At 60.1% G+C, this 15,473-nt stretch carries 14 protein-coding genes; 4 read left to right on the forward strand and 10 right to left on the reverse strand.

The window, feature by feature from the left end; translation table 11 throughout:
• Positions 1-33: 33 nt before the first annotated feature.
• A complete protein-coding gene (locus tag CLM71_RS22820; protein WP_105233014.1) occupies positions 34-798 on the forward strand; it encodes a CDP-diacylglycerol diphosphatase in 765 nt (254 codons plus the stop codon).
• Between the two features lie 7 nt (positions 799-805).
• Here CLM71_RS22820 and CLM71_RS22825 read toward each other — a convergent pair whose 3' ends face one another.
• Positions 806-2,848, reverse strand: a complete 2,043-nt coding sequence (locus tag CLM71_RS22825; protein WP_105233015.1) for an AsmA family protein — start codon at positions 2,846-2,848, stop codon at positions 806-808.
• 259 nt (positions 2,849-3,107) lie between these two features.
• On the opposite strand from CLM71_RS22825, the gene CLM71_RS22830 reads away from it, so the two are divergent.
• Positions 3,108-4,040: a sugar kinase gene (locus CLM71_RS22830; protein ID WP_105233016.1), complete on the forward strand. Its 933-nt coding sequence runs from the start codon at positions 3,108-3,110 to the stop codon at positions 4,038-4,040.
• A 207-nt stretch (positions 4,041-4,247) separates the two neighbouring features.
• Complete coding sequence (locus tag CLM71_RS22835; protein ID WP_105233017.1) at positions 4,248-4,973, forward strand: LuxR family transcriptional regulator; 726 nt, start codon at positions 4,248-4,250, stop codon at positions 4,971-4,973.
• A gap of 44 nt (positions 4,974-5,017) precedes the next feature.
• On the opposite strand, the gene ilvC is transcribed toward CLM71_RS22835, so the two are convergent.
• On the reverse strand, positions 5,018-6,493 hold the full coding sequence (ilvC, locus tag CLM71_RS22840; RefSeq protein ID WP_105233018.1) for a ketol-acid reductoisomerase: 1,476 nt from the start codon (positions 6,491-6,493) through the stop codon (positions 5,018-5,020).
• Positions 6,494-6,662: 169 nt separating this feature from the next.
• Between ilvC and ilvY the strand changes: the two genes are divergently transcribed.
• Positions 6,663-7,544, forward strand: coding sequence for an HTH-type transcriptional activator IlvY (ilvY, locus tag CLM71_RS22845; RefSeq protein ID WP_105233550.1), 882 nt, complete (start codon positions 6,663-6,665; stop codon positions 7,542-7,544).
• Between the two features lie 13 nt (positions 7,545-7,557).
• Here the strand turns inward: ilvY and CLM71_RS22850 are convergent, their stop codons facing one another.
• The 8 genes from CLM71_RS22850 to ilvL all read right to left on the reverse strand — a co-directional run bounded on the left by CLM71_RS22850 (position 7,558) and on the right by ilvL (position 15,460).
• On the reverse strand, positions 7,558-8,259 hold the full coding sequence (locus CLM71_RS22850; protein ID WP_105233019.1) for a DUF2461 domain-containing protein: 702 nt from the start codon (positions 8,257-8,259) through the stop codon (positions 7,558-7,560).
• Positions 8,260-8,279: 20 nt separating this feature from the next.
• Complete coding sequence (locus CLM71_RS22855; protein ID WP_234008602.1) at positions 8,280-8,897, reverse strand: hypothetical protein; 618 nt, start codon at positions 8,895-8,897, stop codon at positions 8,280-8,282.
• A complete protein-coding gene (gene ilvA, locus CLM71_RS22860) occupies positions 8,851-10,395 on the reverse strand; it encodes a threonine ammonia-lyase, biosynthetic (protein WP_105233021.1) in 1,545 nt (514 codons plus the stop codon). The genes CLM71_RS22855 and ilvA overlap by 47 nt, the downstream gene beginning before the upstream one ends.
• A 5-nt stretch (positions 10,396-10,400) precedes the next feature.
• On the reverse strand, positions 10,401-12,251 hold the full coding sequence (gene ilvD, locus CLM71_RS22865) for a dihydroxy-acid dehydratase (protein ID WP_105233022.1): 1,851 nt from the start codon (positions 12,249-12,251) through the stop codon (positions 10,401-10,403).
• 114 nt (positions 12,252-12,365) lie between these two features.
• Positions 12,366-13,292, reverse strand: coding sequence for a branched-chain amino acid transaminase (locus CLM71_RS22870; RefSeq protein WP_105233023.1), 927 nt, complete (start codon positions 13,290-13,292; stop codon positions 12,366-12,368).
• Positions 13,293-13,312: 20 nt separating this feature from the next.
• On the reverse strand, positions 13,313-13,576 hold the full coding sequence (gene ilvM / locus CLM71_RS22875) for an acetolactate synthase 2 small subunit (RefSeq protein ID WP_105233024.1): 264 nt from the start codon (positions 13,574-13,576) through the stop codon (positions 13,313-13,315).
• On the reverse strand, positions 13,573-15,219 hold the full coding sequence (ilvG, locus tag CLM71_RS22880; protein WP_105233025.1) for an acetolactate synthase 2 catalytic subunit: 1,647 nt from the start codon (positions 15,217-15,219) through the stop codon (positions 13,573-13,575). The genes ilvM and ilvG overlap by 4 nt, the downstream gene beginning before the upstream one ends.
• A 142-nt stretch (positions 15,220-15,361) precedes the next feature.
• Positions 15,362-15,460, reverse strand: a complete 99-nt coding sequence (gene ilvL, locus CLM71_RS22885) for an ilv operon leader peptide (RefSeq protein WP_015962288.1) — start codon at positions 15,458-15,460, stop codon at positions 15,362-15,364.
• Positions 15,461-15,473: the final 13 nt, after the last annotated feature.

Raw genomic sequence — 15,473 nt, forward strand, 5'->3', positions numbered from 1 at the left:
ATCCTGCCTTCTTTATTCCCAATTCGGATACCGATGATGACACTGCGCCGCCGGCTATTACTGCTGTTCATCCTATTGGCGCTGGTCATTCTTGCGCTCTATCTCTGGCTGAAGCCCGCGCATCCCGACGCACTGTGGCGCATCGTCAGCCAACAATGTCTGCCGAATCAGCAGCAGCACAACAACCCGGCGCCCTGCGCGCAGGTCGACCCGCAGCACGGCGCCGTGGTGTTTAAAGATCGTAATGGCCCGTTGCAGTACCTGCTGATGCCGACGGCAAAAATCACCGGCATTGAGAGCCCGGAGCTGCTGACACCGACGGCGCCCAACTTCTTTCTGCTGGCCTGGCAGGCACGCCGCTTTATGGCGGAAAAATACGGTAAACCTATCGACGATGCGGCCATTTCGCTGGCCATCAATTCCGAATATGGCCGCACGCAAAACCAGCTGCATATCCATATCTCCTGCCTGGCGCCGACGGTGAAAAAACGTCTGGCGCAGGCAGAACAAACCTTCACCCCACGCTGGCAGCCGCTGCCCGGCGGGTTGTTGCAACACGACTATCGGGTACGGCGGGTGACGCCAGGCGAGCTGGCACAGCAGGGGGCGTTTCGCCTGCTGGCGAGCGGCGTCGCCGGAGCCAGCCAACAGATGGGGCGCTACGGCCTGGCGATGACCGCCTTGCCAAACGGTGATTTTCTGCTGCTGGCCACCGAGCGCAATCTGCTGAGCCTCAACCTGGCCTCGGCGGAGGAGCTTCAGGACCACGACTGTACGCTGCTGCAGCCGCGTCCCTGAGGCGCAGTTACTTTTTCTTCTTCATCTGCTTGAGCACCTGCCCGCACTGATTGGCATCGGCGCCGTCGCTGGGCGACACCAGCGCCAACAGGGCGGCAGCCGGCGTCACCACCACGCCCAGCGCCACGGCCGCCGCTCCGCGCGCAATCAGCGGCCCGGCTTTCACGCCGGCGTCCGGATGCTTAAAGGTGCCTTTCACATACAGCGGCGAGCGCAGCGTCAGCACGCGCATGCCCTTACTCTCCGGATCGATGGACAGATCCAGCCGTTCGCTGGCGAAGTTGGCGTTGCCGGTAATATTGATGATGGCGTTCTCGGTATCGAACACAAACAGCCGCGGCGCAGCCACGCCGCTACGTATACCGACGTCCGCCGCCGCGCAGTTGATACCCACTTCGTCATCGCCGAAGATCTGCGCCACCAGATAATTACCAACGTTGAGGCCCAGAATCTCCATCAGGCTGCGACTGATCATACCGTCGTTAACCAGCAGACGCAGATCGCCGCTGCTGCTGCCCAACAGCGCCGCCACCGAGTTGCCGCTGCCGGTTAACTTCGCATCGCCGTTCAGTTCTCCCAGGCTGCGCTTCATCGATTCCACATTCGGCAGCAGTTTCTTCAACTGGAAATTGCGGGCGTGCATATCCATCCGCCCACGCATCGGCTGCTTGCTGCCGTCCAGCCGCACGGTTGAATTCAGGTTGCCGCCCGCCACACCAAAGCGCAGCGGGTCCAGCAGAATCACGCCGTTCTCCAGCCGCAGATGGGTGTACAGATCGCTTAACGGCAAGGCATCGCCATGCTCAATACGTTTGGCGGTAAATTTGACGTCGGCGTTCATCACGCCCCAGCTTTGGGTGGCAAACGTTGCGACCGGCAGCGCCTTATCCGCCGGCTGCCGCATTTTCTCGCCGCGGCCGGCCTTGGCTGCATTGCTGTCAGCGCCGATCAGCGGCGCCAGATCGGCGAAGCGCAGCTGTTTAGAGAGCACATTACCGCTCAGGCTCGGCCGTGGCCGGCTGGCGACATAGCGCAGATCGCCGTGGATATCGCTGTCGCCAATCTTGCCGCTGAAATTTTGATAGCGATAAACCGCGCCGCCCTTTTCATGCAAACGGGCCGTCAGATGTCCGTCGGTGGCATACGGCGGCGTATTGGGCAACAGCACGCCGGTCAGGCCATACAGATTGCCCAGACTGTCGCCGGAAAACTTCAGCTGTAGATCCAGCCCGCCGAGATTTAACGGGTCGGTCAAGGTGCCCGCTACCGCCACGCGGGTCGCGCCGGAGCGTATATCAGCCTGCAGCGGGAACGGCAGGCCGGCATTCTGTAACGACAGCATGCCGCCGATCTTACCGCTGCCGCTCAGCGGTTCGCCGTTGTATTTGCCTTTTACCTGCCAGCCGAATACATAGTCCGGCGTAATGACCTGGCCCTCCTCCTTCTTGCCGGTGACCTGGCTAAATGGCAGCGGCTTGCCCAGCGGGTCGATCGTCGCCTGGAAATCCGCCTTCAGCGTAGCGTCCTTAAACGCTATCTGGCCGCGATCGAACACGATATCGTGAATATTCACCGACCAGTCTGACGCCGCGTTCTGGTCATCCTGCCCACCGTCGGCAAGGTTGAATGTCCAGTTATTCTCGCCGTTGGCCAGACGCTGTAACCGTGCGTCGGGCCGCTGCAGCCAGATGCGCGGGATCAGCACCTCTTTATGTAACAGCGCCAGGGGAGCGATGCTGAGTTCGACACGTTGCAGGCTGACCATACGATCGCCGGGAATATTTTCCGGATTGCCCAGTACAATATCTTGCGCATGAATGTACGGCCACGGCACCCAGGCGCGCCAGCCGCCCTCTTCCTTTTTGCGCTGCCAATCCACGCCAAGATCGCCGCGGATGGCAAAGGGCCGCTGCAGCTCGGCAGAGACTTTGTCATTAATCGTCGGCTTAAGACGGTTCCAGTCGAAGGTGGTGATAAAGACCACCAGCGCCACAATCACCAGCAGCACAACGCCGCCGATCCCGCTGATTACTTTTCCCGTTTTGCTCATTGTCAGTTCCCTAATATCCGTTGCGTACGGCCGGTTTGGCGGAGATTGATTGACGGCCGTTCTCCCTAAGCCTAGTTAAGGATGCGGCAGAGTTCACCCTTTCGGCCTGCGCCGTCCATGGCGCACATTAAGCAGCAATAACCGATCGTTTGGCGAACGGCGTAAAAAACAAATTAAAACACCATTTCATTTCTATTGACTCCGCACCCCGCAGCCGTAAGACTGACATAAACCCGCACACCTTTATTCAGGGATTATCATGACTTGCAAAAATATTGCCGTTATCGGCGAATGCATGATTGAGCTATCGCAAAACGGCACCGGACTCAGCCGTGGTTTTGGCGGCGATACGCTCAATACCGCCGTCTATATCGCCCGTCAGACAGAACGGCAGGCGCTTAACGTCCACTATGTCACCGCACTCGGCAACGACAGTTTTAGTCAGGAAATGCTGCGCGCCTGGCGGCAGGAAGAGATCGACACCACGCTGGTACAGCAGCTGGAGAATAAACTGCCGGGGCTGTACGTGATAGAAACCGATGAAACCGGCGAGCGTACCTTCTACTACTGGCGCAACGACGCCGCCGCGCGTTATTGGCTCGACGGCCCGCAGGCCGACGCCATTTGCCGTCGGCTGGCGCAGTTTGATTATCTGTACCTCAGTGGCATCAGCCTGGCGATCCTCTCCTCTGAGGCACGCCGCAAACTGATGGCGCTGCTGCATCAATGCCGCGCCAACGGCGGCCAGGTCATTTTCGACAATAACTACCGCCCACGGCTGTGGCAAAACAGAGAAGAGGCGCAGCAGGCCTATCGCGAGATGCTGTCCTGCACCGATACGGCGTTCCTGACGCTGGACGATGAGGATGCGTTATGGGGGCAAATGCCGGTGGAGCAGGTGGTCAAACGCACCCGCAATTTCGGCGTGCAGGAGATCGTGATCAAACGCGGCGCCGAGGCCTGTCTGGTCTATCTGAACGATGAGGCGCCGCTGGAGGTTGCGGCGGTGAAGCTGGCGCAGGAGCAGGTGATTGATACCACCGCCGCCGGCGATTCATTCAGCGCCGGCTATCTCGCCGTACGGCTGAGCGGCGGTGCGCCGCAGCAGGCGGCGGAACGCGGCCACCTGACCGCCAGCACGGTGATTCAACACCGCGGCGCGATTATTCCACGGGCGGCGATGCCGGTCTGACCGGCCGATAAAGCGGGCATCCGCGTGCCCGCAGGTAAATTTCCCTGATGCTAATGGCGCTCATTTCCAGCATACGTGACTATTTTTATTGTGCTATAGCGCCAGAGTATAAATATTTTCCTGACCGCGATCCTAGCTAGACTAAAGTACAGGTTATGGGTCTTTACTTACGCGGGCGCGATTGCCAACGCCGTATTGAGGTGCGTCATGTCAGGAATATTAGCCGGTGCTGCCGCCGCTGAAGGGAAAATAAGAGACAGGCTGAAACGTGAGCTGCGCCATTTTCATGGCGTAAAATACGCCTACCTGCAGCTTGATAAGCTGCGCGCCGGGCAGTGGTTTCTGACCTCTGACTACCCGGAACCCTGGCTCGATTTCTACCAGAAACATCATTACCCGGCATGCGATCCCGTCGTGCAGGCGAGCCGGCATCAGGTCGCGCCTTTTTCCTGGCAGGAAACCTGCGTCACCACACAAGCCCCGCATTACGAGCATATTTTCAGCCAGTCGCGGCGCTACGACATCATCAGCGGCTGTACCTTTGTCCTGCACGATCACACCGATCACCTCACGCTGCTGTCGCTCAGTACGCCGACGGATAACCGTCACGGCGTACAGCAACTGCTGCGCCATCACCGGCAGCGTCTGCAGATGCTGCTGGTCGATACCCACAGCGCAGCTCTCAACGCGGCGGCTGCCCCGCCGCCGGCGCCCTCAGTCATGTTGTCGCCGCGCGAGAATGAAATCCTATACTGGGCCAGCATGGGGAAAACCTATCAGGAAATTGGCCAGATACTGGGAATTAAAACCGGCACGGTGAAATTTCATGTCGGCAATGCCGTGAGAAAGTTCGGCGTACTGAATGCCAAACATGCAATACGGCTGGGGACTGAGCGGCGCTTAATTACGCCGCCGCAAAGCGTCAGCCCATAAAAAAGCCGGCAATCTCTGCCGGCCTGGTATGTGTGCTGCGACGCTTAGCCTGCGACGGCAATGCGCTTCATATCGGTCATATAACCGCGCAGTTTGCGACCCACCGCTTCGATCGGGTGGTTACGCACCGCTTCGTTCACGTCGCGCAGCTGCGCGTTGTCAACCGCGGTTCCCGCCACAGATTTGCCCAGATCGCCCGCCTGCAGCGTGGTCATAAACTCTTTCAGCAACGGCACGGCGGCGTTGGCGAACAGGTAGTTGCCGTACTCTGCGGTGTCGGAGATAACCACGTTCATTTCATACAGACGCTTACGGGCAATGGTATTGGCGATCAGCGGCAGTTCGTGCAGCGACTCATAGTACGCCGACTCTTCGATGATGCCGGAATCCACCATGGTTTCAAACGCCAGCTCAACGCCCGCTTTCACCATCGCCACCATCAGCACGCCGTTATCGAAGTACTCCTGCTCGCTGATTTTGCCTTCAAACTGCGGCGCGTTTTCAAACGCGGTTTTACCGGTCTCTTCACGCCAGGTCAGCAGCTTCACGTCGTCTTCCGCCCAGTCGGCCATCATGCCGCTGGAGAACGCGCCGGAGATGATGTCGTCCATGTGCTTCTGGAACAGCGGCGCCATGATGGTTTTCAGCTGCTCAGACAGCGCATAGGCACGCAGCTTGGCCGGGTTGGACAGGCGATCCATCATCAGAGTGATGCCGCCCTGCTTCAGGGCTTCGGTGATGGTTTCCCAGCCGTACTGAATCAGTTTCTCGGCGTAAGCCGGGTCGCTGCCTTCCGCCACCAGCTTATCGAAGCACAGCAGCGAGCCCGCCTGCAGCATACCGCACAGAATGGTCTGTTCGCCCATCAGGTCGGATTTTACTTCGGCCACGAAGGAAGACTCCAACACGCCGGCACGGTGGCCACCGGTCGCCGCCGCCCATGCCTTGGCGATCGCCATGCCTTCACCTTTCGGATCGTTTTCCGGGTGTACGGCGATCAGCGTCGGCACGCCGAAACCGCGTTTGTACTCTTCACGCACTTCGGTGCCCGGGCACTTCGGCGCCACCATCACGACGGTGATGTCTTTACGCACCTGCTCACCTACTTCAACGATGTTGAAACCGTGCGAGTAGCCCAGCGCCGCGCCGTCTTTCATCAGCGGCTGCACCGCGCGCACTACGGCTGAGTGCTGTTTGTCCGGCGTCAGGTTAACCACCAGATCGGCCTGCGGGATCAGTTCTTCATAAGTACCCACTTTAAAACCGTTCTCGGTCGCTTTACGCCATGACGCGCGCTTTTCGTCGATCGCTTCCTGACGCAGCGCATATGCCACGTCCAGGCCGGAGTCACGCATGTTCAGACCCTGATTCAGGCCCTGAGCGCCACAGCCGACAATCACCACTTTTTTCCCTTTCAGGTAGCCCGCCTCATCGGCAAATTCGTCGCGCGCCATAAAACGACACTTACCCAATTGCGCCAGCTGCTGACGCAGGTTCAATGTGTTGAAATAGTTAGCCATGGTGCTACTCCAGTTAGATGTTGTGTATTACATGTTATTTTCATTCCCCGCCCTGTCTGTGCGGAGATTCGTTAAACTCAATGTATAACAGGATTTGCGTTGCTTAAATTGATATATTAAGAACATCACGTTGCAGTTTCTGCAACGCCAGCGCTGCGAGCATACTGATATGGACTTACGCGATTTAAAGCTGTTTTTGCATCTGGCGGAGAGCCGCCATTTCGGCCGCACCGCCAAGGCGATGCACGTCAGCCCCTCTACCCTTTCCCGCCAGATACAGCGGCTGGAAGAGGGCATCGGCAAACCGCTGTTTCTGCGCGACAACCGCACCGTACAGCTGACCGACGCCGGCGAATTGCTGAAGGTATTCGCCCAGCAGACGCTGCTGCAGTACCAGCAGCTTAAGCACGCGCTCGGCCAGCACGGTCCGTCGCTCAGCGGCGAGCTGCGCCTGTTTTGCTCGGTGACCGCCGCCTACAGCCATTTGCCGCCGATCCTTGACCGCTTTCGCGCCCAGCATCCGCTGGTTGAAATCAAACTCACTACCGGCGATGCCGCCGACGCGGTGGATAAAATCCAGTCCAATGAGGCAGACCTCGGCATTGCCGGTCGGCCGGAAAGCCTGCCGGGCAGCGTCGATTTCACCAAGATCGGCGAAATTCCGCTGGTGCTGATCGCGCCGGCGCTGCCGTGCGCGGTGCGCACTCAGGCCTTTGCCGAGCAGCCCGACTGGGCCAATATTCCCTTTATCCTGCCGGAACACGGCCCGTCGCGGAAACGCATCGAACTGTGGTTCCGTCGGCAGCGCATCAGCAACCCGCTGATTTACGCCACCGTCGGCGGCCACGAGGCCATCGTCTCGATGGTGGCGCTCGGCTGCGGCATCGCGCTGATCCCCAGCGTGGTGGTGGACAACAGCCCGGAGCCGGTGCGCAACCGTATCTCGCAGTTGGACAATGTCTCGATGGTGGAGCCGTTTGAACTGGGGGTCTGCGTACAGCGCAAACGCCTTGGCGATCCGCTGATCGAAGCGTTCTGGCGCCTGCTGTAGCGCCACGCGACGTTTATAAATCGGCCGGGTCGATCTGCTTCATCGCCTCGACTTTCATCAGCCAGTGGTAAAGCGGCTCCAGCTGCTGAAAAGCCTGCGTCAGCATCGGCGCCAAATCGGCGCTGAACAGCTTTTCCACCTGATGGTCCGAGGCCATCACCGCGAAGGATTTGCGCTGATACCAGTGGGCAATCTCCGCCGCCTGGCCTTTGACCAACGGACGCTTGTAACTCTCCCCCACCAGCTCGAACGGCGGCCGGCAGCAGGCAGCCGCCGCCAGAAACTGCTGCGGCTGCCGCTGCAGCGTATGGCGGAACAGATCCATCGTCGGCTTGTTGGCGCTGTAGTAACCCAACCCGTAGCGCAGCATGTCCGGCCCCAGCTCAAAGAAATATACCGGCGCGTCTTTCCAGTCTTTGCTCGGCCGTTTGAAGGTCAGCCACATGCGGCTGCGATAACGGGATTTATCGTGGGAAAAACGCGTATCGCGGTGAATGCGCGACAGCGTTTTGCCGATCGCCGGCCGGGTCTCAAACTGCGGGTCGATCGCCAGCATCGCCGGCGCCAGCTGCTCCACCAGCCGGCGGAACGGCGTTAACAGCGTTTGTTCGTACAGCGCACGGTGCGCCTCAAACCACGCTTTGTCGTTTTCAATCCGCACCTGCTGCAGAAAGTCCAATCCCTGCTGACTAAATCCGGCAAACGACTGCGTCATGGTTTCTCCTGTTGTTTGCACTATCTGCCGCGACGAATCTCCGCCATCTGCCAACGCCGTTTGACAAACACCCGGCGCCGACTGCGAAAGTAAGCCACATACAGATAAAAAATCGTTCGATGGCTGAAAATAAAACCGCCTGCGGTGCCCGCCAATAGCAACACCACGCTGAAGAAACCAGATACACCCATTCCCCAGGCAAACAACGCGGCCAGCAGCGCAACCGGCAGTAGCAGCAGATAATATTTCAGCAATAGCACGCCGCTGTTTTTACCCTGCGTCAGCTGCAGCAGGATTAACGTCATCCACACCGCCAATATGGCCCCGCTGCCCAACAGCGCCGCCGCCGGCGACACGTCCGTGAGGGCAAACGCCATATCCGCCATCAGGCCCATTACGCCCGCTACGCCCGATGCCAGAGCCATCATCAGCCCCATGGTATTACCAATGCCCGGCGGGGCTAGCCGTTGGCCAGGCGTCAGAAAAAGCTGCTCCAGTTCAGGTTCAATGTCGGCAAACACGGCAGGATCGCGCGCTGCGATCTGCCGCTCCATCTCGCGTCCCTGAGCAATCAGACGGGTAACGATCGCCCTAGCCCTGTAGGAAGAAACGAAACGCCGGGTTATCCGTTTCATCATGGCAGTCGTAGCCCAGCGCCGTCAGATGCTGTTCAAACTCCGGCTCGCTTTGCGCCAGCTCGAAGGCCGCCAACACGCGGCCGAAGTCGGTGCCGTGGCTGCGGTAATGGAACAGGGAAATATTCCAGTGGGTGCCGAGCGTATTCAGGAACTTCAGCAACGCGCCGGGAGATTCCGGGAACTCAAAGCTGTACAGTCGTTCGCGCAGCGGCTTGGAAGGGCGGCCGCCCACCATATAGCGCACGTGCAGCTTGGCCATTTCATCGTCGGACAGATCCACCACCTGATAGCCGCCGGCCGTCAGTTCGCTGGTGATTTCCCGCCGTTCCGCATGGCCGCGCGTTAAGCGCACGCCGACGAAGATGCAGGCGTTGTCGGCATCGGCATAGCGATAGTTGAACTCGGTGACCGAGCGGCCGCCCAGCAGCTGGCAGAACTTGAGGAAGCTGCCCTGCTGTTCGGGGATCGTCACCGCCAGTAAGGCTTCGCGCTGTTCGCCCAGCTCACAGCGCTCAGACACGTAGCGCAGACCGTGGAAATTCAGGTTGGCGCCGGACAGCACGTGCGCCAGCCGTTCGCCCTGAATATCGTGCTGCTGCACGTATTTTTTCAGCCCCGCCAGCGCCAGCGCGCCCGACGGTTCGGCAATCGCACGCACGTCCTCAAACAGGTCTTTTACCGCGGCGCAGATGGCGTCGCTGTCGACGGTGATCACGTCGTCCAGGTATTCACGGCACAGGCGGAAGGTTTCATCGCCGATGCGTTTGACCGCCACGCCTTCGGCAAACAGCCCGACGCGGGTCAAATCCACCGGCTGACCGGCATCCAGCGCCGCCCGCAGGCAGGCCGAATCTTCCGCTTCCACGCCGATCACCTTGATTTGCGGCATCAGCTGTTTGATCAGCACCGCCACGCCGGCTGCCAGGCCGCCGCCGCCGACCGGGACAAACACCCGGTCCAGATGCGCATCCTGCTGCAACAGTTCCATCGCCAGCGTGCCCTGACCGGCGATCACCGCCGGATGGTCGAACGGCGGCACAAAGGTCATGCCCTGCTGGCGGGACAACTCCACCGCTTTCGCCTTCGCTTCGTCAAAATTAGCGCCGTGCAGCAACACCTCGCCGCCGAAGCCGCGCACCGCATCCACCTTGATATCTGCGGTGGCGACCGGCATCACGATCAGGGTTTTAATCCCCAGACGGCTGCCGGACAGCGCCACGCCCTGTGCGTGGTTGCCAGCAGAGGCGGTGATCACGCCACGCGCCTTCTGCTCTTCGTTCAGGCCGGCAATCATCGCGTAAGCACCGCGCAGCTTGAAGCTGTGCACCGGCTGGCGATCCTCACGCTTGACCAGCACTACGTTGCCCAGTCGCGAGGAGAGTTTCTCCATGGTTTGCAACGGGGTGACCTGCGCCACCTCGTAAACCGGCGAGCGAAGCACCGCCCGCAAATATTCCGCCCCGCAGGGGGCCTCTGATAGGGGTTGTGATACCGCCATGCCGCTTAGCCTCCCAGCTTGCTCTTATCGCGTACTGCGCCTTTGTCGGCGCTGGTGGCCAGCGTTGCGTAGGCACGCAGCGCATAAGACACCTGACGTTCACGGGACTTCGGCGTCCAGGCCGCATCGCCGCGCGCCAGTTCGGCTTCGCGCCGCGCCGCCAGTTCGCTGTCCGCCACGTCCAGTTTGATGCCGCGGTTCGGGATATCAATGGCGATCGTATCGCCGTCCTGCACCAGCGCGATCAGGCCGCCGTTGGCCGCCTCCGGCGAGGCGTGACCGATGGACAAACCGGAGGTGCCGCCGGAGAAGCGCCCGTCGGTAATCAGCGCGCAGGCCTTGCCCAGCCCCATAGACTTCAGATAGGTGGTCGGATAGAGCATTTCCTGCATGCCCGGCCCGCCTTTCGGCCCTTCGTAGCGGATGACCACCACGTCGCCGGCCTCGACTTTGCCGCCGAGGATTGCCTCCACCGCGTCCTCCTGGCTCTCATACACTTTGGCCGGGCCGCTGAATACCAGAATTTCCTTGTCGACGCCGGCGGTTTTAACGATACAGCCGTCTTCCGCCAGGTTGCCGTACAGCACCGCCAGCCCGCCGTCCTGACTGTAGGCATGCTCACGGGTGCGGATACAGCCCTCCTGGCGATCGGTGTCCAGCGAGTCCCAACGGCAATCCTGCGAGAATGCCTGCGTGGTGCGAATCCCCGCCGGCCCGGCGGCGTACATGTTCTTCACGTCCTCATCCTGGGTCAGCATCACATCATAGGCTTCCAGCGTTTGCGGCAGCGTCAGCCCCAGGACGTTGCTGACGTCGCGGTTCAGCAAACCGGCGCGATCCAGCTCGCCGAGGATGCCGATCACCCCGCCGGCACGGTGTACGTCTTCCATATGGTATTTCTGCGTGCTCGGCGCCACCTTGCACAGGTGCGGCACCTTGCGCGACAGGCGATCGATGTCCTCCATGGTGAAGTCCACCTCACCTTCCTGCGCCGCCGCCAGCAGGTGCAGGACGGTATTGGTCGAGCCGCCCATGGCGATATCCAGCGTCATGGCGTTCTCAAACGCCGCCTTATTGGCGATATTGCGCGGCAGCGCGCTTTCGTCATCCTGCTGATAGTAACGCTTGGTCAGCTCGACGATGCGTTTGCCCGCATTGAGGAACAGCTGCTTGCGATCGGCGTGCGTCGCCAGCAGTGAGCCGTTGCCCGGCTGCGACAGCCCCAGCGCTTCGGTCAGACAGTTCATCGAGTTGGCGGTGAACATACCGGAGCAGGAGCCGCAGGTCGGGCAGGCGGAGCGTTCAATCTGCTCGCTCTCGGCGTCGCTGACGTTGGGGTTCGCGCCCTGAATCATCGCGTCCACCAGATCCAGTTTGATGATCTGGTCGGACAGCTTGGTTTTACCGGCCTCCATCGGCCCGCCGGAGACGAAGATCACCGGAATATTGAGGCGCAACGCCGCCATCATCATGCCCGGCGTGATTTTGTCGCAGTTGGAGATGCACACCATGGCGTCGGCGCAGTGAGCATTGACCATATACTCCACCGAGTCGGCGATCAGCTCGCGCGAAGGCAGAGAGTAAAGCATGCCGCCGTGCCCCATGGCGATGCCGTCGTCCACCGCAATGGTATTGAACTCTTTCGCCACGCCGCCGGAGGCTTCGATCTGTTCGGCAACCAGTTTACCCAGGTCGCGCAGATGCACGTGGCCCGGCACAAACTGGGTAAAGGAGTTGACCACCGCGATAATCGGCTTGCCGAAATCGGCCTCGGTCATCCCGGTTGCGCGCCACAGTGCGCGGGCGCCGGCCATATTGCGGCCGTGGGTGGTGGTGGCGGAACGTAACTTAGGCATGCTCTTTTCACTCCAATAAATACTGTTTTTATACGGGCGGCGAACGAACCGCCCGTTTATTCCCCGGATACAGCAAAGCGCGGGGCTGTGGTGTTGTCTGTCTGGCGTGGTTTGTTATGGGTTGATCGGATCCAGCCAGCCGTATTTGTCTTCGGTGGCGCCGGTAAACAGGCCAAAGAACGCCTGCTGAATCTGCTTGGTGACCGGGCCACACTTGCCGATGCCGACCTGAATGCCGTCAACGCTGCGCACCGGCGTAATTTCCGCCGCGGTGCCGGACATAAACACTTCGTCGGCCAGGTACAGCGATTCACGCGACAGCACCTGCTCACGCACCTCAATACCCAGATCTTTCGCCAGTTTGATAATGGCGTCGCGGGTAATGCCCGGCAGCGCCGAGGAGGTGAACGGCGGCGTGAACAGCACACCGTCTTTTACTTCAAACAGGTTTTCACCGGCGCCTTCCGAGATGTAGCCATGCACATCCAGCGCGATGCCTTCCTGATAACCGTGACGGCGCGCTTCGCTGCCCACCAGCAGGGAAGAGAGGTAGTTGCCGCCCGCTTTGGCCGCAGTCGGGATAGTATTTGGCGCCACGCGCTGCCAGGAAGAAACCATCGCATCGATACCTTGGTCCAGCGCCTCTTCACCCAGATACGCGCCCCAAGGAAACGCCGCGATAATCACGTCTGTCTTGTAGCCGTCCGGTGGGTTAACGCCCATCCCGACATCACCGACGAAGACCAGCGGACGGATATAGGCGCTGACCAGATTATTTTTACGCAGCGTGGCGCGGCAGGCTTCCATCAGCTCATCCACGCTCTGGGAAACCGGCATGCGGTAGATTTTTGCCGAGTCATGCAGGCGCTGCATATGCTCGCGGTGGCGGAACACCACCGGGCCTTTGTGGGAGTCATAGCAACGTACCCCTTCAAACACCGACGTGCCGTAATGCAAAGCGTGTGACATCACGTGTACTTTAGCCTCGGCCCAAGGAACCATCTCACCATTGAACCAGATATAATCGGCTTTCTTCGTCATTGCTCTTTCCTTCTCGCGTCTTAGGCGCGTATTTGTTGTGATGTGTTGTTGTGTTGCTGGATTTCTACGCAGGAGACATCCATCAATTTATTTAACTGGGATGACAGTAAATCTACCGAGCGCTGGCTGGCAACGGTCAATTCGATATTGACCCGGTCGCTGTTCAGGCCCGACGCCATATTCATAGCACAAACCTGGAAGCCGCGATGACGCACGACACGCAATACGCGTTCTAACATTTCAGGGCGAAAACGGGCCTGGATCGAGAGTTGATGCTGCATCATGATACTTTCTCCAACATGGTTTCGTTGCCGGCGCCCGGCGGCACCAGCGGCCAGACGTTTTCGAGTTCATCAATCGCCACCTGCAGCAGATACGGCCCGTCGCTGTTTAACAGCGCGTCGAGTGCCTCCGCCACCTGGTCTTTACGGGTAATGCGCTGGCCGGGGATACCGAACGCGCTGGCCAGCGTCAGGAAGTCGGGGTTATCGGACAGGTTGGTCTCACTGTAACGGCCGTCAAAAAACAGCTGCTGCCACTGGCGCACCATGCCCAGACGCTGGTTATCCAGCAAAACGATCTTCACCGGCAGTTGCTTACGCTTAATGGTGCCCAGCTCCTGGACGTTCATCATGAAAGAGCCGTCGCCAGACACGCAGATCACCGTATCTTCCGGCCGGGCGATCTGTGCGCCGACCGCGGCAGGCACGCCAAAGCCCATGGTGCCCAGCCCGCTGGAGGTGATGAAGTTTTCCGGCCGGTTGAATGTCATGTGCTGGGCGCTCCACATCTGGTGCTGCCCGACATCGGTGGTCACCACCGCATCGGCCGGCATGCGCTCCGACAGCTGTTTCAGCAATAACGGCGCGTAAATCGGCTGGCCCGGGTGATCGTAGCGCCAGGCGTGCATCGCTTTCAGTTCGCCGACGCGCTGCTGCCACTCGCCGATCGTCAGCGGTTGCTGCAGCGCCGGCAGCAACGCCTTCAGATCGCCCTGCAGCGCAACGTGCGCCTGACGCAGTTTGTTCAGCTCAACGGGGTCGATATCCATATGGATAACTTTGGCGTGCGGCGCAAAGGCGTTCAGCTTGCCGGTCACGCGATCGTCAAAACGTGCCCCGACCGCAATCAGCAAATCACACTCCTGCACCGCCAGGTTCGCCGCCTTGGTGCCGTGCATGCCCAGCATGCCGAGATAATACGGGTGTGCGGCGTCCGGCGCGCCCAGCCCTTTCAGGGTGGCGACCGTCGGCATCTGGGTGGCGGCGATAAATGCGCGCAGCGCCGGCACCGCCTGCGCCATACCGACGCCGCCGCCGACGTACAGCACCGGCTTTTGCGCCTGCGCCAACAGGGCGCTGGCCTGTTCGATGCCATCCATCGGCTGGTCGAATTCGTCGTTAACCGGCATCAGGTGCGGCGGTAAATCCGCCTGCGCCAGTTGGATGTCTTTCGGGATATCAATCAGCACCGGGCCGGGCCGGCCGCTGGCGGCGATGGCAAACGCCTCGGCCATGATGCCCGGCAGCGCGTCCAGCGATTCCACCAGGAAGCTGTGCTTGGTGCAGGCCAGCGACAGGCCCAGAACATCGATCTCCTGAAAGGCATCGGTACCGATCAACGCAGAACCGACCTGCCCGGTGATGGCCACCACGGGCACGGAATCCAGCAAAGCATCCGCCAGGCCGGTGATCAGGTTGGTGGCGCCGGGGCCGGAGGTGGCTATGCAGACGCCGGTTTTACCGGTGGCGCGCGCATAGCCGATCGCCGCCATCGCCGCCCCTTGTTCATGACGGCACAGCAGGTGCTCCACCCCGCCGTCATACAACGCATCGTACACCGGCATGATTGCGCCGCCCGGATAGCCGAATACAGTATCAACCCCCTGTGCACGCAACGCTTGAACCACCCACTGAGCACCATTCATAGTTATTTCCCCGCCTTACTTCGAGAATTGCAGGATTTTGTTCTGTTGTTCACTCTCTGCCCCTCACTTCACTTTTCTCTTGCCAATAAAAAACCCCCGGACCTGACGGTGCGGGGGTTCTCTTGCGATTCCGGCTTGTTTTTTAAGCCATTCTTCGTCCAAGTGCAGCCCCGCACGGTGGGATAATAATCACCACCACGCTAATCACGACTAGGCTAATCACTTGGGCAAACGCTTTCATAATAGGTATGTTC

The sequence above is a fragment of the Serratia sp. MYb239 genome (assembly GCF_002966855.1).
Lineage (GTDB): Bacteria > Pseudomonadota > Gammaproteobacteria > Enterobacterales > Enterobacteriaceae > Serratia_B > Serratia_B rhizosphaerae.

What these genes read in the sequence shown, in the direction of transcription:
- CLM71_RS22820 (WP_105233014.1), top strand. Translation starts at nt 34, where the DNA reads ATGATGACACTGCGCCGCCGGCTATTACTGCTGTTCATCCTATTGGCG.
- CLM71_RS22825 (WP_105233015.1), bottom strand. Translation starts at nt 2,848, where the DNA reads ATGAGCAAAACGGGAAAAGTAATCAGCGGGATCGGCGGCGTTGTGCTG.
- CLM71_RS22830 (WP_105233016.1), top strand. Translation starts at nt 3,108, where the DNA reads ATGACTTGCAAAAATATTGCCGTTATCGGCGAATGCATGATTGAGCTA.
- CLM71_RS22835 (WP_105233017.1), top strand. Translation starts at nt 4,248, where the DNA reads ATGTCAGGAATATTAGCCGGTGCTGCCGCCGCTGAAGGGAAAATAAGA.
- ilvC (WP_105233018.1), bottom strand. Translation starts at nt 6,493, where the DNA reads ATGGCTAACTATTTCAACACATTGAACCTGCGTCAGCAGCTGGCGCAA.
- ilvY (WP_105233550.1), top strand. Translation starts at nt 6,663, where the DNA reads ATGGACTTACGCGATTTAAAGCTGTTTTTGCATCTGGCGGAGAGCCGC.
- CLM71_RS22850 (WP_105233019.1), bottom strand. Translation starts at nt 8,259, where the DNA reads ATGACGCAGTCGTTTGCCGGATTTAGTCAGCAGGGATTGGACTTTCTG.
- CLM71_RS22855 (WP_234008602.1), bottom strand. Translation starts at nt 8,897, where the DNA reads ATGATGAAACGGATAACCCGGCGTTTCGTTTCTTCCTACAGGGCTAGG.
- ilvA (WP_105233021.1), bottom strand. Translation starts at nt 10,395, where the DNA reads ATGGCGGTATCACAACCCCTATCAGAGGCCCCCTGCGGGGCGGAATAT.
- ilvD (WP_105233022.1), bottom strand. Translation starts at nt 12,251, where the DNA reads ATGCCTAAGTTACGTTCCGCCACCACCACCCACGGCCGCAATATGGCC.
- CLM71_RS22870 (WP_105233023.1), bottom strand. Translation starts at nt 13,292, where the DNA reads ATGACGAAGAAAGCCGATTATATCTGGTTCAATGGTGAGATGGTTCCT.
- ilvM (WP_105233024.1), bottom strand. Translation starts at nt 13,576, where the DNA reads ATGATGCAGCATCAACTCTCGATCCAGGCCCGTTTTCGCCCTGAAATG.
- ilvG (WP_105233025.1), bottom strand. Translation starts at nt 15,219, where the DNA reads ATGAATGGTGCTCAGTGGGTGGTTCAAGCGTTGCGTGCACAGGGGGTT.
- ilvL (WP_015962288.1), bottom strand. Translation starts at nt 15,460, where the DNA reads ATGAAAGCGTTTGCCCAAGTGATTAGCCTAGTCGTGATTAGCGTGGTG.